The organism is Arthrobacter sp. NPDC057009 (assembly GCF_042673905.1).
Lineage (GTDB): Bacteria > Actinomycetota > Actinomycetes > Actinomycetales > Micrococcaceae > Arthrobacter.
Window position 1 is genome coordinate 96,966 of record NZ_JBHUSB010000009.1, and the last position, 24,941, is coordinate 121,906.

General features: G+C 67.7%; 20 protein-coding genes and 1 pseudogene. 9 read left to right on the forward strand and 12 right to left on the reverse strand.

Features of this window, described 5'->3' with window-relative positions:
• Positions 1-105: 105 nt before the first annotated feature.
• The 4 genes from cycA to ACFTR6_RS11585 all read left to right on the forward strand — a co-directional run bounded on the left by cycA (position 106) and on the right by ACFTR6_RS11585 (position 4,281).
• The gene (gene cycA, locus ACFTR6_RS11570) at positions 106-1,596 is read left to right on the forward strand and encodes a D-serine/D-alanine/glycine transporter (protein WP_377958029.1); all 1,491 of its coding nucleotides are present in this window, start codon (positions 106-108) and stop codon (positions 1,594-1,596) included.
• On the forward strand, positions 1,593-2,537 hold the full coding sequence (gene purU, locus ACFTR6_RS11575; RefSeq protein ID WP_377958030.1) for a formyltetrahydrofolate deformylase: 945 nt from the start codon (positions 1,593-1,595) through the stop codon (positions 2,535-2,537). Before cycA ends, purU begins: the two co-directional genes overlap by 4 nt.
• Before the next feature lie 5 nt (positions 2,538-2,542).
• Positions 2,543-3,355 carry a methylenetetrahydrofolate reductase gene (locus ACFTR6_RS11580; RefSeq protein ID WP_377958031.1) on the forward strand — a complete coding sequence of 271 codons (813 nt, stop codon included), beginning with the start codon at positions 2,543-2,545 and terminating at the stop codon, positions 3,353-3,355.
• Positions 3,356-3,498: 143 nt separating this feature from the next.
• The gene (locus tag ACFTR6_RS11585; RefSeq protein ID WP_377958032.1) at positions 3,499-4,281 is read left to right on the forward strand and encodes an alpha/beta fold hydrolase; all 783 of its coding nucleotides are present in this window, start codon (positions 3,499-3,501) and stop codon (positions 4,279-4,281) included.
• A gap of 98 nt (positions 4,282-4,379) precedes the next feature.
• Here the strand turns inward: ACFTR6_RS11585 and ACFTR6_RS11590 are convergent, their stop codons facing one another.
• From ACFTR6_RS11590 to ACFTR6_RS11625, 8 genes are read right to left on the reverse strand one after another with little or no spacing between them, the layout of a single operon-like run.
• The gene (locus ACFTR6_RS11590) at positions 4,380-4,520 is read right to left on the reverse strand and encodes a hypothetical protein (RefSeq protein WP_172411710.1); all 141 of its coding nucleotides are present in this window, start codon (positions 4,518-4,520) and stop codon (positions 4,380-4,382) included.
• Positions 4,521-4,524: 4 nt separating this feature from the next.
• Positions 4,525-5,943, reverse strand: a complete 1,419-nt coding sequence (locus ACFTR6_RS11595) for an NtaA/DmoA family FMN-dependent monooxygenase (protein WP_377958033.1) — start codon at positions 5,941-5,943, stop codon at positions 4,525-4,527.
• A gap of 10 nt (positions 5,944-5,953) precedes the next feature.
• Entirely contained in the window at positions 5,954-7,129 is a 1,176-nt protein-coding gene (locus ACFTR6_RS11600; protein ID WP_377958034.1) for an LLM class flavin-dependent oxidoreductase, read from the reverse strand.
• The gene (locus ACFTR6_RS11605; RefSeq protein WP_377958035.1) at positions 7,126-7,989 is read right to left on the reverse strand and encodes a DUF1684 domain-containing protein; all 864 of its coding nucleotides are present in this window, start codon (positions 7,987-7,989) and stop codon (positions 7,126-7,128) included. Before ACFTR6_RS11605 ends, ACFTR6_RS11600 begins: the two co-directional genes overlap by 4 nt.
• Positions 7,967-9,133: an LLM class flavin-dependent oxidoreductase gene (locus tag ACFTR6_RS11610; protein WP_377958036.1), complete on the reverse strand. Its 1,167-nt coding sequence runs from the start codon at positions 9,131-9,133 to the stop codon at positions 7,967-7,969. Before ACFTR6_RS11610 ends, ACFTR6_RS11605 begins: the two co-directional genes overlap by 23 nt.
• Entirely contained in the window at positions 9,130-10,140 is a 1,011-nt protein-coding gene (locus tag ACFTR6_RS11615) for an ABC transporter substrate-binding protein (RefSeq protein WP_377958037.1), read from the reverse strand. Before ACFTR6_RS11615 ends, ACFTR6_RS11610 begins: the two co-directional genes overlap by 4 nt.
• Before the next feature lie 9 nt (positions 10,141-10,149).
• Positions 10,150-10,974: an amino acid ABC transporter ATP-binding protein gene (locus ACFTR6_RS11620; RefSeq protein ID WP_377958038.1), complete on the reverse strand. Its 825-nt coding sequence runs from the start codon at positions 10,972-10,974 to the stop codon at positions 10,150-10,152.
• A gap of 5 nt (positions 10,975-10,979) precedes the next feature.
• Positions 10,980-12,035, reverse strand: a complete 1,056-nt coding sequence (locus tag ACFTR6_RS11625; RefSeq protein WP_172804269.1) for an amino acid ABC transporter permease — start codon at positions 12,033-12,035, stop codon at positions 10,980-10,982.
• 260 nt (positions 12,036-12,295) lie between these two features.
• On the opposite strand from ACFTR6_RS11625, the pseudogene ACFTR6_RS11630 reads away from it, so the two are divergent.
• Positions 12,296-14,212, forward strand: a pseudogene (locus tag ACFTR6_RS11630) (FAD/NAD(P)-binding protein); the annotation flags it as partial.
• A gap of 27 nt (positions 14,213-14,239) precedes the next feature.
• Positions 14,240-14,698, forward strand: coding sequence for a GNAT family N-acetyltransferase (locus tag ACFTR6_RS11635; RefSeq protein WP_377958086.1), 459 nt, complete (start codon positions 14,240-14,242; stop codon positions 14,696-14,698).
• A 10-nt stretch (positions 14,699-14,708) separates the two neighbouring features.
• Here ACFTR6_RS11635 and ACFTR6_RS11640 read toward each other — a convergent pair whose 3' ends face one another.
• The 4 genes from ACFTR6_RS11640 to ACFTR6_RS11655 all read right to left on the reverse strand — a co-directional run bounded on the left by ACFTR6_RS11640 (position 14,709) and on the right by ACFTR6_RS11655 (position 21,246).
• Positions 14,709-15,998 carry an ammonium transporter gene (locus ACFTR6_RS11640; protein WP_076799248.1) on the reverse strand — a complete coding sequence of 430 codons (1,290 nt, stop codon included), beginning with the start codon at positions 15,996-15,998 and terminating at the stop codon, positions 14,709-14,711.
• A 204-nt stretch (positions 15,999-16,202) separates the two neighbouring features.
• Positions 16,203-17,291, reverse strand: coding sequence for a hypothetical protein (locus ACFTR6_RS11645; RefSeq protein WP_377958039.1), 1,089 nt, complete (start codon positions 17,289-17,291; stop codon positions 16,203-16,205).
• Complete coding sequence (locus ACFTR6_RS11650; protein WP_377958040.1) at positions 17,288-19,495, reverse strand: multicopper oxidase family protein; 2,208 nt, start codon at positions 19,493-19,495, stop codon at positions 17,288-17,290. The genes ACFTR6_RS11645 and ACFTR6_RS11650 overlap by 4 nt, the downstream gene beginning before the upstream one ends.
• Before the next feature lie 137 nt (positions 19,496-19,632).
• Entirely contained in the window at positions 19,633-21,246 is a 1,614-nt protein-coding gene (locus tag ACFTR6_RS11655; protein ID WP_377958041.1) for an FG-GAP-like repeat-containing protein, read from the reverse strand.
• Between the two features lie 98 nt (positions 21,247-21,344).
• Here ACFTR6_RS11655 and ACFTR6_RS11660 point away from each other — a divergent pair, with 98 nt between their 5' ends.
• The 3 genes from ACFTR6_RS11660 (at position 21,345) to ACFTR6_RS11670 (ending at position 24,927) form a co-directional block, all read left to right on the forward strand.
• The gene (locus ACFTR6_RS11660) at positions 21,345-22,355 is read left to right on the forward strand and encodes a LacI family DNA-binding transcriptional regulator (RefSeq protein ID WP_377958042.1); all 1,011 of its coding nucleotides are present in this window, start codon (positions 21,345-21,347) and stop codon (positions 22,353-22,355) included.
• A 110-nt stretch (positions 22,356-22,465) separates the two neighbouring features.
• Complete coding sequence (gene araB / locus ACFTR6_RS11665; protein ID WP_377958043.1) at positions 22,466-24,220, forward strand: ribulokinase; 1,755 nt, start codon at positions 22,466-22,468, stop codon at positions 24,218-24,220.
• Positions 24,217-24,927, forward strand: coding sequence for an L-ribulose-5-phosphate 4-epimerase (locus ACFTR6_RS11670; RefSeq protein ID WP_377958044.1), 711 nt, complete (start codon positions 24,217-24,219; stop codon positions 24,925-24,927). Before araB ends, ACFTR6_RS11670 begins: the two co-directional genes overlap by 4 nt.
• The last annotated feature ends 14 nt before the right edge of the window (positions 24,928-24,941 follow it).

Genomic DNA, 24,941 nt, shown 5'->3' on the forward strand with positions numbered 1-24,941 from the left:
GCAAAGCGGTCAACCATGTCCGCGGAATCTCTCAGGTCCAGTACAGAGCGGGGAGGAACCCTGTCAGTGTGGCCATTTGGTGCCACTTGAACAATGGAGTTCCTTATGACGATTCACCCTCCTGCGTCCCCGGCCGGGGAAGCTCCGCGACTGGAACGGCAGCTGAGCAACCGCCACATCCAGCTGATTGCCATTGGCGGCGCCATCGGCACCGGCCTGTTCATGGGTTCCGGCAAAACCATTTCCGCGGCCGGGCCGTCGGTGATCTTCGTGTACATGATCATCGGCTTCATGCTGTTCTTCGTCATGCGGGCCATGGGCGAACTGCTGCTGAGCAACCTCAACTACAAATCCTTCAGCGATTTCGCCGCCGACCTGCTGGGCCCCTGGGCCGGCTTTTTCACCGGCTGGACCTACTGGTTCTGCTGGGTGATCACGGGAATTGCGGACGTCATCGCGATCGCAGGGTACTCCCGTGAACTCTGGCCGGGACTGCCGCTCTGGATCCCCGGCCTGGCCACCGTGGCCATCCTGCTGCTGCTGAACCTCACCACCGTCAAGGCCTTCGGCGAAACCGAATTCTGGTTCGCCCTCATCAAGATCATCGCCATCGCTGCCCTGATCATCGTGGGCATGTTCATGATCTTCACCGGTTTCCAGAGCGACTCCGGGCAGGCCAGCTTCACCAACCTGTGGAGCCACGGCGGCTTCTTCCCCAATGAATTCATGGGCTTCGTGGCCGGCTTCCAGATCGCCGTGTTCGCGTTCGTGGGCATCGAACTCGTGGGCACCACGGCCGCCGAGGCCAAGAACCCGGAGAGGAACCTGCCCAAGGCCATCAACTCCATTCCGGTGCGCGTGCTGCTCTTCTACGTGGGCGCCCTCATCATCCTGATGTCCGTCACGCCCTGGACCCAGTTCGCGGCCGGCCACAGCCCGTTCATCGCCATGTTCTCGCTGGCCGGCCTCGGGGCGGCTGCCACGGTGGTCAACCTCGTGGTCCTGTCCTCGGCAATGTCCTCGGCCAACTCCGGCATCTACTCCACCTCGCGCATGGTCTACGGCCTGGCCGAGGAAGGGGATGCGCCAGCCGTCTTCAGCAGCCTGTCCCGCCGGAAGGTACCCAACAACGCCCTGTTCCTGTCCTGCGTGCTGCTGCTCTCCGGTGTGGTGCTCATGTACGCCGGGCAGGACGTGGGCAAGGCGTTCGACATGGTCACCACCGTCTCTGCCGTCTGCTTCGTCTTCGTCTGGTCGATCATCCTCGCCAGCTACATCGCCTTCCGCCGCCGGCGCCCGCATCTGCACACCGCCTCCAAGTTCAAGATGCCTGGCGGCATTCCCATGGTGTGGGCGGTCTTCGCGTTCTTCGGCTTTGTGCTGTGGACCCTCACCACTCAACCTGACACGCTGGCCGCCCTGCTGGTCACACCGGTCTGGTTCGTCCTCCTCGGTGCTGCCTGGCTGGTGCTGCGCCGCCGGCCTGCCCACATTGCCCGCTACGAGGCCTTCCAGGACGAGCTGCGCGCCGAGGAAAACGCCGCCCGCGAGGTTGCGGACAGCCGGCAGCAGGAGAAAGAGAGCGTCCAGGGATGATCAGCACCGAGGAAAAGCGGACGGCGGCGGGCCCGACGGCGGCGGCCCAGTCCCGCGGGCCCGGAGCCGGAGAGTTTGTGCTCACCTTCTCCTGCCCGGATTCGCTGGGGATCGTCCAGTCGGTCGCGGATTTCCTGCTCAAGCAGGAGTGCTACATCGTGGACCTCAAGCAGTTCGGTGACCGGAGCGCGGGACACTTCTTCATGCGGGTGCACTTCGCCTCCACCGCCGCCCCGGGTGACACTGCCGCCGTCGACATCACCGCCGTCGAACAGCTCCGCGAACGCTTCGCGCCGCTGGCAGGGCAATGGGGCATGGACTGGCGCCTGGAGCGGCACGACCGCAAGCAGCGCATCCTGGTGATGGTGTCCAAATACGACCACTGCCTCAACGACCTGCTGGCCCGCGCCCGCAGCGGCGAACTTCCTGTGGAGATTGCAGCCGTGGTGTCCAACCACCCGGACCTGGAGGGGCTCGCGGCCTGGCACGGAATCCCGTTCCACCACGTCCCCGTGACAGCGGCCACCAAGCCCGAAGCGGAAGGCGCCCTGCTGGAACTCGTGGAGGCGCTCGACGTCGAACTGGTGGTCCTGGCCCGCTACATGCAGGTCCTCAGTGACTCGGCCACCGCCCGGCTCGCCGGCAGGGCCATCAACATCCACCACTCGTTCCTGCCCAGCTTCAAGGGCGCAAAGCCCTACCACCAGGCGCATGAGCGCGGGGTGAAGACGGTCGGCGCCACGGCGCACTACGTCAATTCAGAGCTTGACGAGGGGCCGATCATCGCGCAGCAGGTGATCGAGGTCGACCACACCTACACCCCCGCGGACCTGGTGTCCGTGGGCAAGGACGCGGAGTGCAAGGCCCTGACGAACGCTGTGCGTTGGCACGCCGAAGGAAGAATCATCCTGTCCGGGAACCGGACGGTCATCCTGCGGTGACAAACGTGCGATTCAACCACTTGCCGGTGCGTCTGGAGATCATTCCCACGGACGGCATCATCCGCGACGTCCAGGCGCACGTTCCTGCCGGATCCACGCTGACGGTGACCTGTTTGCCGCACCACGGGCCGGAGGCCACCGTGCGGGCCGCCGTGCAGCTGGGCGGGCTCGGCTACAACGTGATTCCCCACCTGGCCGCCCGGGGCCTCAGCAGCCGGACCCAGCTGGCGGGCCTGCTACGCGAGTGCGAGGCCGCGGGAATCACCGAGGTTTTCGCGATCGGTGGCGATGCCGTGGAAGCCGCCGGTCCCTATGGCAACAGCCTCCGGCTCATGGAGGACATTGCCGAACTGACCGGCGGAAGCGTGGCCATCGGCGTGGCCGGATATCCGGAAGGCCATCCGAAGCACAACGAACTGCACATGCTTGATGCGCTGCTCGAAAAGCAGCATCTGGCCTCGAGCGTGGTCACCCAGATGTGCTTTTCGGCCACCAGGATCGGCTGGTACGCCGAACTGCTCCGCCGCGAGGGCGTTGACCTTCCCATCTGGGCGGGAGTGGCCGGGGCCGTTCCCCGGGCCAAGCTGATCTCGCTGGCCACGAAGATCGGGGTTGGTCCGTCGCTGAAGTTCCTGAACCGCAAGGGACCGCTCGCGCGCCGGCTCCTGAACGCCGGGAGCTACTCATCCACGTCCCTGGTCTCGGAACTGGCTGCCACGGAACCTGCACTCGCGGGCATCCACCTCTACACCTTCAACAACGTCGAAACCCAGCCCCTGACGGCCTGGAACCTCCCGGCAGGAGCCAACGCCTCCTGAACCAAGCACTCCAACAGCGCGAACGTACACTTGTGGCCCCATTTCCGCGGTGAAATGGGGCCACAAGTGTACGTTCGCGCTTTGGCGGTCCAATCGTACACTGCCCTATCCTCGGGCCAACGCCCTGCGGGTACATTGGACAGGTGACCCCGTTGAAAAAGGCCGTGACCCCCGACGGGGCGGAGCTTGCCTGGACGGAGGAAGGCCGCGGCGAACCGCTGCTGCTTGTGGCGGGGCAGGCGACGGGAATGGCCGGCTGGGACCCGGTGGTGCCTGGCCTGGCCCGTTCGTTCCGGGTCATCCGTTTCGACCACCGTGGAATCGGCGCCAGCTCGGAAGGCGGCGCGGAAAACTACACCACGCGTGCCTTTGCGGCGGACGCCATGGCCGTTCTGGATGCGGCCGGCGTCCACAGGGCCCATGTTTATGGGCACTCGATGGGTGGCCGCGCTGCGCAGTGGATGGCAGTGGACTTCCCCGCCCGGGTGGCGTCGCTCGTCCTGGCCGCAACAAGTGCCGGCGACGCCAGGGGACCGGGCCGGAGCGCTGCCGCCACTGCCGCACTCACCAGCGGTGACCCCGCACGCATGGCGCCGCTGTTCGTCAGCCCCGCCTTTGTGGAGCAAAATCCCGGGGTTGTAGCCGCGTTCTTTCGGGTGCAGGCCTCCGCTGCGGTCAAGAGCAGGCACTTCAGGGCAAGCCGGCTGCATGACGCGTGGGATGTTCTTGCGCAAATCCAGGCCCCGGTCCTGATCATCCACGGCAGCGAGGATGCCCTGGCGCCTGCTGCGAACGCCGTCGCGATGGCGGAACGGATTCCGGGCGCGCAGCTGATAAAGGTCGACGGCGGCAGGCACGGACTGCACCTGGACGACGGCCGAGTGCAGACATGGATTGAGGATTTCCTGTCACTCGTGGCCACCTGACGAAGCCGGGTCCCCCTGAGTTTAAGCACCGATCGACTGCTCCACAGGTGCCGTTATGAGGTTCGAAAAGGGCACCTATGGAGCAATCGATGGGGTTGTTACAGGAGCAGTTCCCGGACGGTCAGCTGGAGCCGGATGGTGTCTGCCCCGTTGTTGACCGACCCGCCGTGGTCCGACCCCCGCTGTTCAACAACGCTGCCTTCAACAACCCGGTCTTCACCGCCACGGCCGCCGTCCACGAGCCTAGACTTCCAGACCGACGGCGGTGTTCCCCACAGCCGCGTCAGCCTGCCGGACGGGAGTCGCCAGCCCGAGGTTCTCGCGCAGCGTAGACCCGGCGTACCCGGTGGGGTAGACGCCGCGCTCCTGCAGCTCCGGGACGAGGCGGTTGACGATGTCGTCCAGGCCGGTGGGGATCAGCCACGGCGAGATGTTGAAGCCGTCCACTGCACCTGTGCGGGCATACTCCGCCAGGCGGTCCGCCACCTCGGTATAGGATCCCGTGAAGCTGGAGTCCCCGCGGCTCGTCCGGGCGGAGACGAACTGCCGGATGCTGAGGCCCTTGTCCTTGGCTTCAGCGCGCCACTGATCCGCCAGCTGCTTCGCGTTGGCGCCGTGGAAACCGCTGCCGCGAGTCTCGGAGGTCTCCTCCACCACGGGATCGATCTCCGGCAGCGGGCCGTCCGGATCGAATTCCTGCAGCTCGCGGCCCCAGAACTGTTCGAGGTAGGCGACGGCCTGTTCGGGCCCGATCTGCAGGCTCCGCACCCAGTTCTTCTTCTCGAGTGCCTCCTCCGGCGTGGCCGCAAGGATGAACTCGCTCGCGGGCATGATCTTGACGTCGTTTGCACAGCGGCCGGCATTGACCGTGCGCTGGACGATGTCGCGGCGGAAGCCCAGGGCGTCGTCGAGCTTCGGGTGCGCAGAGAAGATGACGTCGGCCTGCCGGGCCGCGAAGTCGCGGCCTTCTGGCGAGTCGCCGGCCTGGAACAGCACCGGACGGTACTGGGCGCTGCGCGGCAGCCGGGGAACGTAGTCCACCGTGTAGTGCTTGCCCTCGTGGTGCACGGGCCGGGCCGAACCCGGCGCGGCCCAGGCGGCAGCGGCAGGGCTCGAAGCGATGGCGCCGTCCGCCCAGGAGTCCCAGATCCGCTTGGCCGTGGTGACGAACGCTTCGGCGTGGACGTACCGGTCGGCGTGGTCCAGGTAGCCGCCGCGGCGGAAGTTCGCGCCGGTCCAGGCGTTGTCCGTGGTGACCACATTCCACGCCGCACGGCCGCCGGAGAGCAGATCCAGCGAGGCGAGCCGGTGGGCGAGATCCGCGGGGTCGTTGTAGGTGGTGTTCTGCGTGGCCACCAGCCCGATGCTGCTGGTCACGGAAGCCAGTGCGGCCAGCATGGTCTGTGCGTCCGGCCGGCCGGCGACGTCCAGGGCGTGCGGGCGGCCGAGGTGCTCCCGCAGCCGCAGTCCCTCGCCGAGGAAGAACGCGGCGAACAGGCCCCGCTCCGCGGTCTGGGCGATGCGGCGGAAAGATTCGAAGTCCGTCTGTGATCCCGATTCGGCCGACTTCCAGACGGTGCCTGAATTAACGCCCTGGAAGAAAACGCCCAGCTGCAGCTGGCCGGAGGGCACGAAGCCGTTGCCGATGTGTGTGTCTGTCATGGGTTTCTCCCTAGTGATCGGCCGCGGAGCTAGCGGATATGGTGGCAGCGGCATACCGGCTGGCAGGGCGCTGCAGGCCCAACAGGTCGCGGAACGTGGAGCCGGGCTGCGGGGTTGCCAACAGGCCCCGGCGGCGGAGGGCGGGAAGCACCAGCTGGGCCAGCTCCTCCAGGTCCACGTCCAGCACCGCAGGGTGCAGGCGCACGCCGTCGGCAGTTTCCAGAACGGATGCCAGCAGCCGCGTGAGTTCCGCCGCGCTGCCAACGAACCGTGCACGGCTGCTCTGCCACGGGCTGTGCGCATCCAGCTCGGCGAGCCGCCCGGCGGCGCTCTGCCCGCGGGCGTCGAGGACGACGTCGAGCTCCGCGATGATGGCTGCCCCGGGAGCGGCGGCACGGGCCTCGGCAGCCTCCCCGGCCAGCAGCTGCGGCGTAGGCGCTGAAACAAGCACGGCGTCCGCCGCCCCGGCTGACAGCTGGTCCGCATTCAACAGGCCCGCCGGTACAAGGACCGGCAACTGGCCCTGCAGCGGCCGGGGAATGATGGACGGCCCCTTGACGGAGTAGCCGGCCCCGGTTTCAAAGTCAACGCTCTTGAAATCAACATAGTGCAGCTTGTCGACGTCGATGTACCGCCCGGTGGCGACGTCCCGGATCACGGCGTCGTCCTCCCAGGAGTCCCAGAGCCGGCGGCTGACCTCGACGGAGTCGGCAGCCTCCCGGCCCAGCCCCTCGCCGGAAACATGGGACCGTCCAACAGCGGCAGCATCCGCAACCTTGTCCGATGCCGCCACCAGCCAGCCCGCCCGGCCGCCGGACACATAGTCCAGGCTGGCCAGCTGCGTCGAGATGTGGAACGGCTCCGTGTAGACGGTGTCCACCTCGGGGACCAGCACGATGGAGCCGGTGACGGGCCCGGCGAAGGCGGCCCGCTGCAGGGCGTTCAGCCGGCCGGGGATGTCGCGGCCACCGGCATCGGAAGAGGCGGCCGGCAGTGATCCGTCCGCGAATGTCGCCACGTGGAACCCGGCCGACTCGGCGGCCAGTACCGTGGCGCGGACCCGGGTCCCGTCGAGCAGTTCGGCGGGGGCATGCCGGGCCTTGCGCCAGGCAGCGGGGTGGGCGCCGTCGCCGTCGAGCTCCAGGGCGAGGAAGCCACGGGGTGCGGTGGTAAATGCGGCGCTCACTGGCCGGCCTGCCTTTCGTGGGGGATCTGTTCGCCTGCTTCGATCGCCACCCCAAGGCGGTTTTCGGCCGGCGGCAGCGGGCAGGTGGCGAGGTCGGTGTAGGCGCACGGCAGGTTCACCGCGCGGTTGAAATCCAGGATTACGCGGCCGTCCGCGTCGGGTGTACCCACCGTGAGCGAACGGTTCGCCCCGTAGGTGGTCTTGCCGGACGTGGCGTCAGTGAACAGCACGGACAGCGTGCCCGGCCCGTGGCCGTTGAAGGCCGTAAGCGTGAGGTCCTGGCCATCCAGTTCGAAACGGATCTCGCCGGGCGCTTCGTACACGTGCACGATGCCCTCGACGGCGGCCCCCACGGTGGTGGGCCGGGGCTCCTCGAACTGCACGTACGTACCCTCGACGGCGAAGCGTGCGTCCGGCGCGTAGGCCGGCGTGCCGCGGTACTCGTTGAGCAGCGGGTTCTCCGGGTGCCGGGGCCGCACGATGTACTCACCGCCGCGCTTGGCGAGTTCGACGACGGCGGGACCCGCCGTGAGGTTGATTCCCTCACGTTCGGCGATCGGATCGAAGACGACGGCGATCCCGCCCTCAGCGTTCGGCGCGCCGCTGTTCAGTTCCTTGCCGGCCCGCAGCAGGCTTTCGCCCGCCTCCAAAACGACAGTCACGGCGTCGTCCTTCACGCTCCAGATGCCGGGAACGCCTTCGAGCCGGGAGGGTTCGGCTCCGAGCCAGTGCAGGTGGGTGACGGCGAGGAAGCCGTGGGGATCGGCGCGGCGGCGCTCATGGGCGGCGTGCCACTGTTCCCATTCGGCGGTGAAGGCCGCTGTGCTGGAATCCGATTCAGTGCGCGTAGACGTGGGCAAGGTCGCTCCTGTGGTTGTCGTGGTCGGTGCTGACGGCGGCGGCTGCGTCCGGTTCGGTGGCTCCCGCGAAACCGGGCCGGCCCCCGAAGGGATCCGCGGATTCCCAGAGGGTGGTGGGGGCTGCGGCGCGGACGGCCGGGATCACCTCGAGCGCGAACCGCTCCAGGATCGCCAGCTGCTGCTCGAAGGGCAGCGTGGTGGGCAGCGAGACGGACTGCAGGTCGTGCCCGTACAGCTCGTGGTAGCTGAGGATCTTGTCGATCACCTGCTCCGGGCTGCCGACCAGGGCAGGGCCCTCCGCCACTGCGTGGTCGATGTCCCGGAACGGCGAGTTGTTCCCCGGCACGTTGCGCGCAGCCGTGAGGCCCTCGTATACCGGGCCGTACTGGCGCTTGGCCTCCTGCGTGGTGTCGGCGATAAACACGCCGCCGGCTCCGCTGCCCGAGCCCAGGTAGCGGTGCCGCGGGTCGTGGCCGTGGCGCTCATACTCCTCCACGTAGTGGTCGATGAGCACCTTGTAGTTTTCCCGCGGCTGGATGGCGTTGGCGGTGAACAGCGGATCGCCCCAGCGTGCAGCCAGCGCCGCCGAGGTCCTGGTTGTAGCAGACCCGTGCCAAATCCGGGGGGACCCCCCGAAGGGGCGGGGAGTAGTGGTGGTCGGGTCGGTGAGCGCGGGACGGAATCGGCCGGACCAGGTCACGTCCTCCTCGCGCCAGAGCCGGCGCAGCAGGGCGTACTTCTCCTCCAGCAGGTCCCACTGGTCCGCCAGGTCCAGGCCGAAGAGCGGGTACTGCAGCACCTCGTTGCCCTTGCCGATCACCAGTTCCAGCCGGCCGCGGCTGAGCTGGTCAATCGTGGCGTAATCCTCCGCGACGCGCACCGGATCCAGGACGGACAGGACAGTGACGCCGGTCTGCAGCCGGATCCGGGACGTGACCGCCGCGATGGCGGCGAGCACCGTGGTGGGGGAGGACGAGATGAACTCGCCGGCATGGCGCTCGCCCACGGAGAAGCTGTCATACCCGAGCTCCTCGGCGCGCTGGGCGGTCTGCACCACCTGGTTCAGCCGGTCGGCGGTGGAAACGATGTCCCCGGTGACCGGATTCTTCAGGTGCGGGATGATGTCGAGGACCTGGAACTTCACTTGGAAGTCCCCTGGGTGCCCGCAAAGTTGGCCTCGGTCACGGTCTTGGACTCCGGCAGGGCTTCCTCGGACAGCCCCCAGCGGTCCAGCACCTTGGCGTAGGAGCCGTCCTTGATGACGGAGTTCAGCGCCTCGGTGACCGCCGGTGCCAGGCCGTTGCCCTTGAGCGTGGTGGCGGCCACCAGGGTCTCGGACGGCCAGCCGGCGTTGACCTTGCCCACCACCTTGAGGTCGTCGCGCGTGTTCTCCCGGTAGACCGTGGAGGGGTAGGGCGCGATATTCAGGTCCGTCCGGCCGGACGACAGGGCCAGGATGGTGTCGGCGTCGGAGGAGTAGTACTGCAGGCTGGCGGGTTCCTTGCCCTTGGCCTCGAGCTCCTTGTTCCACGCCAGCAGGATCTTCTCCTGGTTGGTGCCGGAGCCCACGGAGACCTTCAGGCCGGAGATGTCGTCCGCGCCCTGGATGTTGTAGGACGAGGACTTCTTCGCTTCGAAGCCCATGTAGGCGGCGCGGTAGGTGGCGAAGTCGAACAGCTTCACACGTTCCTTGTTGATGCCCACGTTGGAGAACACGGCCTCGAAGTCGCCGGACTGGGTTTTCAGGGGCCAGTTCTCCCACGAGGTGACCTGGATGTCCAGCTCCAGTCCCAGCTTGTCGGCCACCAGCTGCGCAAGGTCAATCTCCGAGCCAATGGGCGTCTTGTCGTCCGTGGCGTGGAAGGACAGCGGGATGGAGCCGGCCGTGGTGGCCACCGTGAGCTTGCCGTCGTTGCCGATCAGTGCAGGCACCTTGGCCGCCAGTGCCGCGTCCTTTTCGGCGCGGATCCGCTGTTGGTCGGGGGAGGTGTTGTAGACGACGCCGTTGCGGGCCGCCGTCGTCGCCGCACCTGCCGCGGAACCGCCGGAGGCGGCGGCGCCGGGATCGGAGCAGGCGGACAGTGCCGCGGTGCCCAGCAGAGTGCCGAGAAGGACGACGGCGGGCAGCGGACGTGAAGAGAAGAGTGCCATGGGAGTTCCTTAGATGTTGAAGGCGGGCTCGATCACCTTGGAGAAGAAACTCCGGGTGCGTTCTTCCTGCGGGTTGGTGAAAATGTCCTGGGGTTTGCCCTGTTCGACGATCTGGCCCTGGTCCATGAACACCACGGTGTCCGCCACGTCGCGGGCAAAGCCCATCTCGTGCGTGACGATGACCAGGGTGGTGCCGGAATTTGCCAGCTCGCGGATCACGTCCAGGACCTCGTTGACCAGTTCGGGGTCGAGGGCCGAGGTGGGCTCGTCGAAGAGCAGGATTTTCGGGTCCAGGGCCAGTGCGCGGGCAATGGCGACGCGCTGCTGCTGGCCGCCGGAGAGCTGGCGCGGGTAGGCGCCGGCACGGTCCCGCAGGCCCACGCGGTCCAGGAGTTCGAGGCCGCGCTCGCGGGCCTCCGCCTGTGAGCGGCCGGCTTTTCCGGGACGCGGTGCCACGACGGGCGCCTCGGCAACGTTCTCCAGTGCCGTGAGGTGCGGGAACAGGTTGAAGTTCTGGAACACCATGCCGATCTCGGTGCGCTGCTTCAGGATCTCCTTCTCGGGTAGCTCGTGCAGTTTGTTGCCTTTGACCCGGTAGCCCACCAGCTGGCCGTCGATGGCGATGAATCCGGCATCGACCTTTTCGAGGTGGTTGATGGTCCGCAGCAGGGTGGACTTCCCGGAACCGGAAGGTCCCACGATGACGGCCACGCCGCCCGGCTGCACGGTGAGGGAAATGCCCTTCAGCACCTCGGTGGCGCCGAAGGACTTCCTGACCTTGGTGATCTCCACCAGTCCGCGGGTGGCCGCGGGGGCCTCAAGAGTTGTGCTCATCGGGATCATTTCCTTCCGGCGGTGTTGACCGGTGCGTGGGTGGCGAAGAACTTTCGGGCCTTCTGCAGCGGCGTGAGGGGCAGGGTGCGCACGGCTCCCTTGGAGTAGTGGCGTTCGATGTAGTACTGGAAGACGCTGAGCACGGAGGTGATCACCACGTACCAGAGCGTGGCCACCAGCAGCAGCGGCAGGACCTGCTGCGTGCGGTTGTAGATGACCTGGACCGTGTAGAAGAGCTCCGAGTAAGCCAGGACGTAGACGATTGACGTGCCCTTGACCAAGCCGATGATCTCGTTGAAGGCCGTGGGCAGGATGGCGCGCATGGCCTGGGGCAGCACAATCCGGGTGGAGCGGCGCCAGGCGGGAATGCCGAGGGCCGCGGCAGCCTCGAGCTGGCCCTGGTCCACGGACAGGATGCCGCCGCGGATGATCTCCGCCGAGTACGCAGCCTGGTTCAGCGTCAGGCCAAGCACGGCCGCCGCGAACTGGCTGATCAGGGTGGTGGTCTGCACCTCGAAGAAGCGGATGTCCGTGAACGGGATGCCCAGGCTGATCTTCTCGTAGAGGTAGCCCAGGTTGTACCAGAGGAGCATCTGGACCAGGAGCGGCGTGGACCGGAAGATCCACGAGAACGTCCAGGACACGGAGACCAGCAGCGGCGATGCGGACAGCCGCATGAGGGCGAGGATGAAGCCGAGAATAAAGCCCAGCGCGCCGGAGATGGCAGTGAGCTTGAGGGTTTCCACCAGGCCGTTTACCACGGACTGGGCGGTAAACCACTGGGCCACCACGCCCCACTCCCAGCGCGGGTTCGTGGCCAGCGACCACACCACGGCGGCCACGCCGAGTGCCACCACCGCGGTGCCCACCCACCGCCACGGGCGGCGGGCGGGGACCAGGCGGTAGTCGGCATAGTCGACGACGGCGCGGGTTTCGGGGGCAGGCGGTTCTCCCGCGGAGCCCGAAGCGACGGCGGCCGGGGTTTCGGAGACGGCCGGCGGCTCAGGTGCGGCCGGTGTCTCCGTGGAGGACTGGGACGTCCTGGTTGCTGCTGAACTCATGCGCCATCTCGCTTCTTCCGGGTGGTCTTCGGGGGTAGTTGGCTGCAAATCTAGGTCGGCCCGGAAGGTCCGGCAAAGCGCTCCGTTGCATTCGTTCACGCCGCTTAGCGGGGCGTCACAAGACGATTTCTTGCTCTCATTTACGCCCAATGACGCGGGGTGAACGGCCGTGACAGGGCCCTCGACCGGGGGTTTCTCCAGACCCTAGATTGAGGGCTCACAGCCCTTTTCGACGGGCCCCTTCCAACCAGGAGTTTCCGATGCCAGCGCAGCACCCATCCGTGGTCTTCATTGGCGGCGGTCCGCGCACGGCCGGCATCCTCGAACGGCTCGCGGCCAACAGGCCGGAATTGGCGGCAGGTCCCCTGCACATCCATATCGTGGAGCCGCACGAGCCGGGTTCCGGCAGGATCTGGCGCTACGACCAGAACCCCGGCCTGATGCTGAATTCCACGGCGGCCGACGTCACCATGTTCACCGACTCCTCCGTGGTCTGCGAGGGGCCGGCCATCGACGGACCGGGACTCGCGGCCTGGGCTGCCGGCATTCTGGACGGATCCATCACCGACGTGCCGGCACTGCCGACGCACCTGAGGGAACAGCTGCACTCGCTGACAGGCGCCACCTTCCCTACCCGGCAACTGCAGAGCAAGTACCTGGAGTGGTTCTTCCGGCGTGCTGTCCGCGCCCTCGGCAGCGACGCCCGTGTCACAGTCCACCGCGACACCGCCGTCAACGTCGAACCGATCAGCGCAGAACCAGACAACGCTGGAATTTCCGACGGCGGGGGGTACAGCGTGCGGCTGGCCTGCGGCGCCGCCCTGCACGCCGACGTCGTGATTACCGCGCTGGGGCACACCGACGCCGAGCCGGATGCCCGCTCGGCCGCCTGGTCCGCGTTCGCGGCCGCGCACGGCGGGTTCCATGCGGCACCCAGCTACACCACCGACGTCGACTATTCCCCGATCGCCGCCGGCCAGGACGTCATCGTCGCCGGCATGGGGCTGGCGTTTGTGGATTTGCTGGTGCTGCTCACCGAAGGCCGCGGCGGCCGTTTCGAGGAGACGTCCGACGGCGGGCTGCGCTACGTTCCGTCCGGAGCCGAACCCCGGCTGTGGGCCGGGTCGCGCAGGGGCGTGCCGTTTCACTCCAAGATCTCCGTGGCCCTGCGCGGCGAACCGGTGGCAGCGCCCAGGTTCTTTACGGCCGACGCCGTGGGCGCGCTACTGGCGGAGCATGCCGAACTGGACTTCCGCAGCCACCTCTGGCCCCTGATCGCAAAGGACGCCGGCTACGGCTACTACCGGGAATTGTTCACCGGCAGCCCGGAGCGGGTGGCGCTGGGCTGGGACGACTTTGCCGCGCGGTTCGCCGTGCTGGACTGGTACAGCAGTGCCCGCCAGGAGCTGGTTGCCGCGGCGGTTCCGGACCCGGCGCTGCACCTGGACCTGGAACGGCTGGACAAGCCGTTCGGCGGGCAGCTCTTTGCCGGCCACGATGAGGTCCAGGCAGCGGTGGCCGGCTACATCGAGCATGACCTCGAACTGCGGACAGGACCCGATCATCCCGAAACGCTGGCGCTGTTCATGGCCCTGCTGAAGGTGTACATGGAGTTGGGCAGGATCGTCCCGCCCGAACGGCTGAACGCCCGTTCGCAGGAGGAAGTGCACGGTTGGTGGCACGGGTTCTTCAGCTTCGTGGATTCCGGTCCGCCGCCCCGCCGCCTCCGTGAAATGCTGGCCCTCCACCGCGCCGGGCTGCTGCAGTTCCTGGGACCGGGACTGGCGGTTGCCGCAGACGATGCCACCGGCGAGTTCGTGGCGAGGTCGGCGCAGTCACCGGTGAGCGTGCGGGCCAGGGCCTTCATCGAGGCCCGGCTTCCCGGTCCCGCTGTGGCGCGCTCCGCGAATCCGCTGCTGCGCTCGCTGTACGGCACTGGCCTGGGGGCCGAGCAGCACCTGCTCACGTCCGACGGCCCGCACTCCACCGGCCGGCTCCTGATCACCTCGGGCCACCGGATCGTGGGCCGCGGGGGAGAACCGCGGAGCCGCCTGTTCGGCATCGGCCCCGGCACCTCCGGCTGGGGAGCGGGCGCGTTCGCACGGCCCAACACCAACGCCGCGCCGTTCCGGGAGAACGACGCCCTGGCCCGAAGGATCCTCACAGCAGTGTCAGGCTCTCCGCTAACCGTCCTCGAACTGCCCATGCACGATCCGCGGGTCCGTCCGCTCCTGGATGAGCTTGCCGTCGAGTACGACTCCCGCTACGGGGACCTGTTCGGCCGGGACGGGGCAGCGGAGGAACTGAACAGGTACCCGGCCGAGGAATTCGAGGCGCCGCACGGCGCCCTGCTGATCATCCAGGAGGACGGCGAGTCCGTGGCCGGCGGGGCCTTCCGCCGGTATGACGCGGATACCGCCGAGTTCAAGCGGATCTGGACGCACTCGGCGCACCGGCGGCGGGGCCTGGCCCGGCGGGTGCTGGCGGAGCTGGAGCGGCTGGCAGCGGAGCGCGGGTACGGCAGCGTCTACCTCACCACGGGCCCGCGCCAGCCGGAGGCCAAGCACCTGTACCTGAACACCGGGTACACGGCGCAGTTCGACCTTGCCGCCGACCCTGAGACCATCGGGCCGCTGGCGTTCACGAAGGATCTGTGGTCGTGAAGGACCTGGTTCAGGTCCGGGGTGAGGAACCGAGGTTTACGGGGTCCTCATCTGTGAGGTAGGCCAATTCGGAGTGGGCGGCGATGTCGATGCCGCGGAGTTCGTCGGCTTCGTGGATGCGCAGGCCCATGGCCATGTCAACCACCTTGGCGATCACCCAGGTCAGGCCGAAGGAGTAGGCCAGCACGGCAACGGTCGCGAGTGACTGGATGCCCAACTGCTGCAGCCCGCCGCCGTACAGCAGGCCGCTGACCCCGTTCGGGGCGCTGCTGGTGGCGAAGATGCCGATCAGGAGCGTGCCGATGATGCCGCCCACCAGGTGCACGCCCACCACGTCGAGTGAGTCGTCGAAGCCCAGGCGGAACTTCCACTCGATAGCCAGCGAGCAGACAGCGCCGGCGATGGCGCCGATGGCCACGGCGCCAAGCGGGCTGACCGCGCCGCAGGCGGGGGTGATGGCCACGAGGGCGGAGACGAGGCCTGAGGCCGCACCCATGCTGGTGGTGGCGCCGTGCCGGATCCGTTCCACGAGTGCCCAGGCGAGCAGGCCGGCGGCTGCAGCCACGGCCGTGTTGAGGAACACCACCGACGCCGAGTGGCCCGCGGTCAGTGCGGATCCGGCGTTGAACCCGAACCAGCCGACCCAGAGCAGGCCGGCGCCCACCAGCACCAGGGGCCGGCTGTGCGGCTTGGTATGCTCCATCTTCGGCCAGCCGGAGCTGCGGCCGAGCACCAGCGCGAGGGCGAGGGCGGCGGCGCCCGCGTTCATGTGCACGGCGGTTCCGCCGGCGAAGTCGATGGCCTTAATACCGCTGGCGATCCAGCCGCCCGCCACCGAGCCGTCCGCGGAGCTAAACGCGAAGACCCAGTGGGCGATGGGGAAGTACACCAGTGTGGCCCACACCCCTGCGAACACCATCCAGGCACCAAACTTCATCCGGCCGGCGGCCGCCCCGGCCACCAGCGCGGTGGTGACGCACGCGAAAAACAGCTGGAAGGCCGTGAACAGCGCCGCCGGCAGGGCGGCGTCGGGATTGTCCTTCAGCATTGGCTCCAGGCCCGCGTACTGCGTGATGTCCCCGATCAGGCCCAGTCCGTTCACGGAATTGCCAAAGGCCAGCGAGTAACCGAACAGTGCCCACAGCACGGCCACCAGGCTGGCCCCGCCGAAGCACATCATCATCATGTTCAGGATCCGGCGCGAACCCACCATGCCTCCATAGAAGAGGGCCAGGGCGGGAATCATCATGCACACCAGTGCAGAACTTGCGAGGATCCAGGCAACATCTCCAGCGTTCATTTCGAACTCCACTCAAAAAATCGGTGGGTGGCATTTTGCTGAGACCTGACGAATGCCGTTAGTCCCCACAACATAGGACTCCGGAAACAGCCTTAGGTTTCAGGAATGTAAATTGCCTGTTACCAGAATTTCTCGCCACAACGGCGACGGCGACCCCCCGGAAAAGGACCGCCGTCGCCGTGTCAGCTGTGCAGTGAAATAGCCCTAATGGGGGATGCCGTGCGTGGTGTTCCCCGGGGTGCCAACGTCGCCAAGCCACCCGGGAACGGCACCGGCTACGCCCAGGGATCCGATGGCGACGGCGCCCACCACTGCGAGTGCACGGACGTGGGCCGACGCCGCTGTCCGCCTCTCCGTCCCGGCTGTTCCCCGGTGCCTGCTGCGAAACAGGACGACGGCGATCACCAGGGTGCCAAGCTCCAGGAGCCCCGCGGCCGAATCAGCGAGGCCGACGGGTTCCGCCGTGCCGGGGTTGGGCCCGACCGGCAGCCCCGAGGTCCGGGACCACAGCCACAGCGCGAGCGGAACCACGCAGACGGCGGCGACAGCAACCAGGACGTTCCGGCCTGGCCGGCCGAGGAGCAGGACGCCGCCCACCACCTCCGCCAGTGCCAGGGCGAGGAAGAAAGCGCTGGCGACCACCCAGTGGTCGAGGTGGCCCGGGATGACCGCGAGGTGGATGGCAGCACAGCCAAACAGTGCCACCGCCGCCAGCGTCTGCCTGAGGTCCATGCCTGCGATCCGCGCAAGGCGGGTGCGGTGGGAGGCCGCCTTCGGCGGGCGGCTGACGTCCAGCCGCCCGCCCAGGATCGCCACCGTCCAGCCGGTCACCACGAGGTTGGTGGCCAGAAGCAGGCCGGCGCCATAGCCCAGAGCGGCCAGCTGCAGTCCCAGCGACGCCTGGTTTAGCTGTTCCACAGACTGTCCGGAGCCCGCATGGTGCATGGTGCTCATCAGCTCGTGCTGCAGGGCGTAGTCCCAGGCTTCACTTGCAGCCAGCGTGAGCGTTCCGGCCAGGGTGCCGGCCGCGGCAACCAGCAACGCAGCCGTGCAGAAGGCCTTCCTGCCCGACAACACCGGCCCGAACCAGCGCAGCGCCAGCGTCAGGGCCGCGATGACCGCCAGGACAAACACCGGGAGCAGCGCGGTTGACTCCCGGAGCCAGCTCATAAAGGGCTCCTGGGTGCGTTCGATGGCCCCCACGGCACCCCTGAGGGACACCATCCAGAACCCGTCGGCGTAGGCCATCATCGCCGCCAGCGGGATGACCGTTCGCCACGGGACCGCCGTCATGGCGTGATCTCCCAGCCGAACATCATGGCGTGGTCCTCGTGGGCAAGGTTGTGGCAGTGGGCCACATACGGGCCCACGAAGTCCCGGAAGCCGCGGTAGATGATCACCGACTCGCCGGGATCCAGGGCCACCAGGTCCTCACGGGAGACATCGTCCGGATGGGCCTTGTCGCCGCCCCTGGTCACGTCCCGGCCGTTCCGCATGACGGTGCGGTGCTCCTCCATGTGCAGGTGAAAGGGATGGACCCAGCCGCCACCGCCGTTGCGGATCTCCCAGAGGTTGAAACTGCCCTTCCGCTGCTGCGCCAGAGGGGAGCGGCCGGCCCGGTTCTTCAAACTTGTCGCCACCGTGTCCGGCACGAAGGGCTTCCCGTTGATGAGCCATTCCGTTTCGCCGCCGCCCGAGCCGCGCTCCACCTCGAAGATCAGCCGGTTGTCCAACATCGTCTGCCAGTTGCCCGGCAGCGGCGGCAGGTCGCGCATCTTCACCGGAATCTGGCTGTTGTCGGGGGCATCGTCGCCGATCACGATCTTCAGGACCGGCACCTTGTAGTTCGGGTCCGGAGAGAAGCGGGACGAGTTGGACCACATCCGCCCGTTGGGCATCTTCATCACGTTGGTGAGGTAGATGACGTCACCTTTAGTGGTGGGGGTGCCGTCCTGGTAACGGCTGAAGTCGACCACCACCTCGCGTCTCTTGGCGGGCCACAGCTCAAAGGAATCGCGCTTGATCGGGAACGGCAGCAGCCCGCCGTCGGACGCGATCTGGGTGAACTGCATGCACTGCTGCGCGTCCGGGATGCGGTACTGCCCCTCGAGCTCATCACCCTTGTAGCCCAGTGACGCCGACGTCCTGGGGCCCTTCGTGGAGCTCATCAGCTTGAACTCGTAGATGCGCGCCACTGAGGCGTCCAGGAACCGGAAGCGGTACTTGCGCCGCTTCACCTCCAGCACCGGGAAGGCCGTGCCGTTCACCGTGAAGATGTCGCCCACGAACCCGTGGTTGGGGAAGTGCTTGTAGAAGGTCTTGCCCCACCACTCCGGGTGCTTGGCCGGATTCTTGGCGTCCGGGAACTCCTTCTGCACGTCGTGGATGTCCTGGTGCACGGTGACGCCGTCATCGAGCCGGCAGTCGAAGATCGCCAGCGGGATGTCGTAGTCCACGTCGAAGGACCCGTCCGGGTTGTCCTTCCGGACCCCTGGCAGCCGCAGGCCCTGGCGCTCGTCGCCCATGTCCATGCCGTTCTTCGGGTCGTAGATCGGGTACAGGCCCACCATGCCCTTGTAGACGTTCGAGCCGGTGTGGTCCATCCGGTGGTCGTGGAACCAGAAGAAGCTTTGCTTTTCACGGTCATCGTTCCCGGCGGGCCAGTTCAGGTACAGGTTGTCGCAGAAGGTCTTTGGCAGGTACCCCTCGTACTTGGGGCCGTTCACCATGGAGTAGTGCGGGTTGCCGTCGCTTTCCGGTGCCGTGTGTCCGTTATGCAGGTGGGTCAGGAAGGACCAGTCCGGCGAGCCGAAGTCCTGGCGGTCCAGGTTCAGTGGATTCTCGTCGAGGCGGTTCTCCAACCGCACCAGGACGGGCTTGCCGTACTCGGCGTTGATCATCGGGCCGGGAAAGGTGCCGTTGAACCCGTAGATCGTGCTGAGCGGCAGCGTGCGCCTGGTGCCGGCCGGGTACGTCTTGCGCTTCTCGTCGAACGAGATCGTGGGCCTGCCGTTCGCGTCGATCGGCAGGACCTGCGAGGTGGTGAACGCGTGCTGCCGCAGGAGCAGGTCGATTTTGTAGACAAGCGGGTCCGGGTAGTTCAGCTTGGAAGGCCAGATCTGGTGCTGCTCATTCTTGAAGGAACTCTGCTGTCCCTGCCCCGGGCCCGGAGGATCATTCCACTCGGTGTAGCCCTTGGTGATGCCGTCACCTACGGCCGGCACCGGGGCCAGGGCCCTGGGGACGGGCAACTGGTCCTTGAACGGCGACAGGATCAGCGGGCTCGTGGGGAATGCCTCGATGTAGAACAGCAGGTCGCCCAGGGCGGTGGACGAGGCGGCGAACGCGCCGTCGGGCGAAAGGAGTCCCTTCTGCGCGAGCAGCGGACCGGCCCAGCCCTCGGCGGCGACGACGGCCGCGCCGGCACCTCCGGCTGCGCCGAGCCGCAACAGGGTGCGGCGGGACACGTTGTTCCTGCTTCCTGATTGTTCTGGCATGGGTCTTCGCCTCCTTCGGGGCGGTCTGCTCTTGTTGTTGCCCCGCGCAACTACAGTGGGGGCGGTGGCTTGGAAAAACGTTGGGTGTTTTAGGCGCACGCCCCCTCATTGAGATGGTGGCAAGGGGCGAAACCGGGCTAGAAGAGCGGGGCGAGCCCGTTCCAGCCGGCACTGATGCGCACCCGGGAGGCGAACTGCCCCGTCCCGAGCCCGGGGTAAAGCCACAGGACACCGGCGGTGTCCCGTGCCAGCAGGTCCGGGTTGCGGTCGCCGTTGAAGTCACCGGAGCTTACGACGGCGGTCATCGCGTTCCAGCCTGCGCCCACCCGGATGCGGGGGAGCCACCCGCCCGTGCCGCTGCTGCGGTAAAGCCACAGGACGCCGGTGGCCGCCTCCCGCGCCAGCACATCGGCGGCCCCGTCGCCGTTCATGTCGCCCGGTCCCACCAGGGCGTTGAAGGCGTTCCAGCCGGAACCGACGCGGACCCGCGGCAGGAACCCGCCGGTGCCGTTGCCGCGGTAGAGCCAGAGGACGCCGGTGGCAGACTCGCGGGCGAGGATGTCAACGCGCTGGTCGCCGCTGAAATCACCGGGGCCGATGATTGCGCTGAAGCTGTTCCAGCCGGTGCCGATCCGGATCCGGGGGAGGAACCCGCCGGTGCCGTTGCCGCGGTACATCCACAGCTGGCCGGTGGCGGCCTCCCGGGCAAAGACGTCCTGGGGGCCGTCGCCGTTGAAGTCGCCGGGCGTTTCAAGGGCGCTGAACCCGTTCCAGCCGGTGCCGATGCGCACGCCGGGCAGTCGGCCTCCGCGGCCGTTCCCCGGGTACAGCCGCAGCTCGGCAGTGGCCGTTACGCGGGCCAGGATGTCGGTGTTCCAGTCCCCGTTGAAGTCGGCCGTCGAGCGGGACAGGGTGGACGCCGGAACAGGCAGCGGAGTGAAGGCGTAGGGGTCGCAGGTCAGGTCGTAGTCGCGGACGTCGTCGTACCACTGGGAAATGTACACGCGGCCGCCGGAGAAGCTGGCCGTGCGGCAAAGGTTCTGGGCTTCGCCGGGGAAATCCAGCCGGCCGGCGGTGGCCCATACCGGGACGCCGGAGAGCCGCCAGGAACCGGTGATGCTGGCCCAGCCCGAAGCGAACGAGTACAGGCCGTACGAGTAGCCGGAATCGCGCAGCCCGCGCATCAGGCCCTCGATGATGTACCGGTTTTCGCGCTGCTGGGCCGCGCTCGCGGTTGGCCACGGCTGGGCGGGGCGGGGCTCGACGTCGATCCACACCACGCGCGGTGCGAACCCGACCCGCGCCAGGCTCGCCGCGGCGAACTTGGCTTCCGCATAGCCGACATTGGACAGCTGCCCCGCCCGGGTGGCTGCGGACCACGGCCCTTGGGCCCGGTAGGTGGTGAGCTGCGCGGCGGTAGGGAAGGCGGCCATGGTGTACGCCTGCGCCGGCTTGCGGTTGTTGGCCGCCCACGCAACCTGGCTGGCCAGGCACGGGTTCTCGGTGAAGGGCAGCCCCTTCGTCAGTCCGATAATCACGAACTGGGACGACGCCGGCGGCAGCGGCAGGCCAAAGCCGCCCACCGCCGTCGGGCATTGGGGCCAGGAGATATCGTGGCCGTTGAGCGATACAGCGCGTGCCGGGGCTGCCCCTGTCAGATAGCCGGCGAAAAGAGCGAGCAGAAGCAGCAGGCCCGTCAGCATGTGCCGTGCGGATGATCCGCCCCCCGAATGATGAACTTTGCCGTCCATCGCCAGCGCTCCTTTGCTCCCATCAGTTTACGTCCGGCCGCGTCGGTTGGCGCCGGGTCCATTCGTGCAGATGGCTGCGGGTCACGCACAATTACCCCATGGCAAAAAGCAGCGGCCGGATGCCCCGGCTTGAGGATGTGGCGGAACGCGCGGGAGTCTCGCACCAGACCGTCTCCCGGGTGATCAACAACCACCCCAACGTCAGCAAGGGCACGCGCGAGCGCGTGGAGGCCGCCATTGCCGAGCTGGGCTACCGCCGCAACACCGCAGCCCGGAGCCTGGTCACCCGCAAGTCGCAGACCATCGGCGTGCTCGGCAGCGAGCTGTCGCAGTACGGTCCCGCCAACACGCTGCTGGGGGTTGAGCAGGCCGCGCGCGACGCCGGCTACTTCGTCAGCATCGCAGCCCTCCGCTCGGTGAACCGGGAAGCGATCTTCGACGCCATCCGGCACTTCCTCGACCAGTCCGTGGATGGCATCGTGGTGATCGTGCCGCATTCGGAGACACTCCTGGCCCTGGCCGAGCTGAACCCGGGCGTTCCCGTGGTGGCTGTGGGTTCCCTGGGCAGTGAGGCGGTAAGCGGTGCCATGGTGGACCAGAAGCGGGGAGCCGAGCTCGCCGTCGGGCATTTGATCGAACAGGGGCACCGGCGGATCGGGCACATAGCCGGCCCGCAGGACTGGATCGATGCGGTGGCGCGCGCCGAGGGCTGGAGTGCTGCGCTGCGTTCGGCGGGACTGGACGACAGCCTGGTGGTCGAGGGGGACTGGAGCGCCGGCAGCGGCTATGAGATCGGCCGGAAGCTTGCCGCCGAGCGGGCCGCCACCGCACTGTTCGTGGGCAACGACCAGATGTCCCTGGGCCTGCTCCGGGCCTTCAACGAGGCCGGCGTCAGGGTTCCCGAGGACGTCTCTGTGGTGGGCTTCGATGACCAGCCGGAGTCGGGCTACTTCACCCCGCCGCTCACCACCGTGCGCCAGGATTTCGAGGAGCTGGGCAGGCGGTGCATGGACCTGATGCTGAACGCCATCGCGAACGGTGACACGGTGAGCACCACCGTGGTGGAGCCCGAGCTCGTGGTGCGGCGCAGCACTTCCGCCCCCGCCTGACCGCGCACGTCCCCCAAATCAGTGACCGCCAGCACTTGACGGGCAAAGTTGTTAGCGCTCACAATGGTTTCAGCCCGATGCATCAGGCGGGCGGTTGATCTGGAGGATTCATGGACGTCACAGCAGACGGCAGCGAAAACTATGTCATCGGGGTGGACTACGGCACCCTGTCCGGCCGGGCCGTGGTTGTGCGGGTCCGGGACGGCAAGGAACTTGGCAGCGGCGTGTTCGACTACCCCCACGCGGTTATCACGGAGGCACTTCCGGCGGACGTGGCCGGCGCAGCGGGCGGAACAGCCGCCCGGCTTCCCGGGGAATGGGCACTCCAGGTGCCCAACGACTACCGTGACGTGCTCCGGCACGCTGTTCCCGCCGCCATCGCTGACGCCGGAATCGACCCTGCCGCCGTCGTCGGAATCGCGACGGACTTCACGGCTTGCACCATGGTGCCCGTCAAGGCGGACGGGACCCCGCTGAACGAGGTGCCGGGTTTCGCGAACCGCCCCCACGCGTATGTAAAGCTGTGGCGCCACCACGCCGCGCAGGGCCAGGCCGATCGCATCAACGCGCTGGCCGCTGAGCTGGGCGAATCCTGGCTGCCGCGGTACGGCGGACTGATCTCCTCCGAGTGGGAGTTCGCCAAGGGGCTGCAGCTGCTGGAGGAGGACCCCGGGGCCTACGCCGAAATGGACCACTGGGTGGAAGCCGCCGACTGGATCGTCTGGCAGCTCTGCGGCAACTACGTCCGCAACGCCTGCACCGCCGGATACAAGGGCATCTACCAGGACGGGCGCTACCCGTCCGATGACTTCCTCGCCGCGCTGAACCCGCAGTTCAAGAATTTTGTTAGCGCTAAGCTCTACCACGCCATCGGCCGCCTGGGCGACGCCGCCGGGTACCTGACCGCCGAGGCCGCGGCCTGGACCGGGCTGCCGGAGGGAATCGCCGTCGCCGTCGGCAACGTGGACGCGCACGTCACCGCCCCCGCGGCCAAGGCGGTGGAACCCGGCCAGCTCGTGGCCATCATGGGCACCTCCACCTGCCACGTCATGAACGGGGCCGAGCTCCGTGAAGTGCCGGGCATGTGCGGTGTGGTGGAAGGCGGGATCATGGCGGGGCTCTGGGGCTATGAGGCCGGCCAGTCCGGCGTGGGAGACATCTTCGGCTGGTTCACCAAGTACGGCGTTCCGCCGGAATACCACCAGGCCGCTGCCGAGGCGGGGAAGGGCATCCACGAATACCTGACGGAGCTGGCATCCGGGCAGGCGATCGGCCAGCACGGCCTCATCGCGCTCGACTGGCATTCGGGAAACCGCTCCGTGCTGGTGGACCACGAGCTTTCCGGCATCGTGGTCGGCCAGACGCTGGCCACCCGGCCGGAGGACATCTACCGGGCGCTCCTCGAAGCCACGGCCTTCGGCACCCGCACCATCGTCGAGGCCTTCCGGGACTCCGGCGTGCCGGTGAAGGAGTTCATCGTGGCCGGCGGCCTGCTCAAGAACAAGCTCCTCATGCAGATCTACTCGGACGTGACCGGCCTGCAGCTCTCCACCATCGGCTCCGCACAGGGTCCGGCCCTCGGTTCGGCCATCCACGCCGCCGTCGCCGCCGGAAAGTACGCCGATGTCAGGGCCGCCTCCGAGGCGATGGGCGCCGCACCCGGGGCCGTCTACACACCCATCCCCGAAAACGTGGCAGCCTACGATGCGCTGTTCCGCGAATACCGCACCCTGCACGACTACTTCGGCAGGGGAACCAACGAGGTCATGCACCGGCTCAAGGCCATCCAGCGCAGCAGTACCCAGTCCCTGCCCGACGAATCCCTGAACTCCGTCCCCCTGACTGCCGAGGAGGTTTCGGCATGAGCGCTCTGCTGGAATCCATTGCCCGTGTCCGCCGCGAGGTCTGCGACCTGCATGCCGAGCTGACCCGCTACGACCTCGTGGTGTGGACTGCCGGGAACGTGTCCGGCCGGATCCCCGGCTATGACCTCATGGTCATCAAGCCCTCCGGCGTCTCCTACGATGCCCTGACTCCCGAGGCGATGGTGGTCACAGACCTCTACGGGACACCGGTCAGCAGCCTGAGCGCGGACGCCAGCGGCGTTCCGGCCCAGTGGGAGAACCCGGACCTCACGCCGTCGTCGGACACCGCTGCGCACGCCTACGTGTACCGGAACATGCCCGACGTCGGCGGCGTGGTCCACACCCACTCCACCTACGCCACGGCCTGGGCCGCCCGGGGCGAGGAGATCCCGTGCGTGCTGACGATGATGGGCGACGAGTTCGGCGGCCCCATCCCGGTGGGCCCGTTCGCGCTGATCGGCGACGACTCGATCGGCCGCGGCATCGTGGAAACCCTGCGGGGCTCCAACTCGCCCGCCGTGCTGATGCAGAACCACGGGCCGTTCACCATCGGCAAGGACGCCCGTTCCGCGGTCAAGGCCGCCGTGATGTGCGAGGAAGTGGCCCGCACGGTCCACGTCTCCCGCCAGCTCGGCGAACCGCTGGCCATCGACCCGGGCAAGATCGAGTCGCTCTACGACCGCTACCAGAACGTTTACGGACGCTAGGTCCGGACCCCTAC

What these genes read in the sequence shown, in the direction of transcription:
- ACFTR6_RS11645 (WP_377958039.1), bottom strand. Translation starts at nt 17,291, where the DNA reads ATGACGGCGGTCCCGTGGCGAACGGTCATCCCGCTGGCGGCGATGATG.
- ACFTR6_RS11640 (WP_076799248.1), bottom strand. Translation starts at nt 15,998, where the DNA reads ATGAACGCTGGAGATGTTGCCTGGATCCTCGCAAGTTCTGCACTGGTG.
- ACFTR6_RS11625 (WP_172804269.1), bottom strand. Translation starts at nt 12,035, where the DNA reads ATGAGTTCAGCAGCAACCAGGACGTCCCAGTCCTCCACGGAGACACCG.
- ACFTR6_RS11615 (WP_377958037.1), bottom strand. Translation starts at nt 10,140, where the DNA reads ATGGCACTCTTCTCTTCACGTCCGCTGCCCGCCGTCGTCCTTCTCGGC.
- ACFTR6_RS11660 (WP_377958042.1), top strand. Translation starts at nt 21,345, where the DNA reads ATGGCAAAAAGCAGCGGCCGGATGCCCCGGCTTGAGGATGTGGCGGAA.
- purU (WP_377958030.1), top strand. Translation starts at nt 1,593, where the DNA reads ATGATCAGCACCGAGGAAAAGCGGACGGCGGCGGGCCCGACGGCGGCG.
- ACFTR6_RS11670 (WP_377958044.1), top strand. Translation starts at nt 24,217, where the DNA reads ATGAGCGCTCTGCTGGAATCCATTGCCCGTGTCCGCCGCGAGGTCTGC.
- ACFTR6_RS11650 (WP_377958040.1), bottom strand. Translation starts at nt 19,495, where the DNA reads ATGCCAGAACAATCAGGAAGCAGGAACAACGTGTCCCGCCGCACCCTG.
- araB (WP_377958043.1), top strand. Translation starts at nt 22,466, where the DNA reads ATGGACGTCACAGCAGACGGCAGCGAAAACTATGTCATCGGGGTGGAC.
- ACFTR6_RS11635 (WP_377958086.1), top strand. Translation starts at nt 14,240, where the DNA reads ATGCACGATCCGCGGGTCCGTCCGCTCCTGGATGAGCTTGCCGTCGAG.
- cycA (WP_377958029.1), top strand. Translation starts at nt 106, where the DNA reads ATGACGATTCACCCTCCTGCGTCCCCGGCCGGGGAAGCTCCGCGACTG.
- ACFTR6_RS11595 (WP_377958033.1), bottom strand. Translation starts at nt 5,943, where the DNA reads ATGACAGACACACACATCGGCAACGGCTTCGTGCCCTCCGGCCAGCTG.
- ACFTR6_RS11655 (WP_377958041.1), bottom strand. Translation starts at nt 21,246, where the DNA reads ATGGACGGCAAAGTTCATCATTCGGGGGGCGGATCATCCGCACGGCAC.
- ACFTR6_RS11620 (WP_377958038.1), bottom strand. Translation starts at nt 10,974, where the DNA reads ATGAGCACAACTCTTGAGGCCCCCGCGGCCACCCGCGGACTGGTGGAG.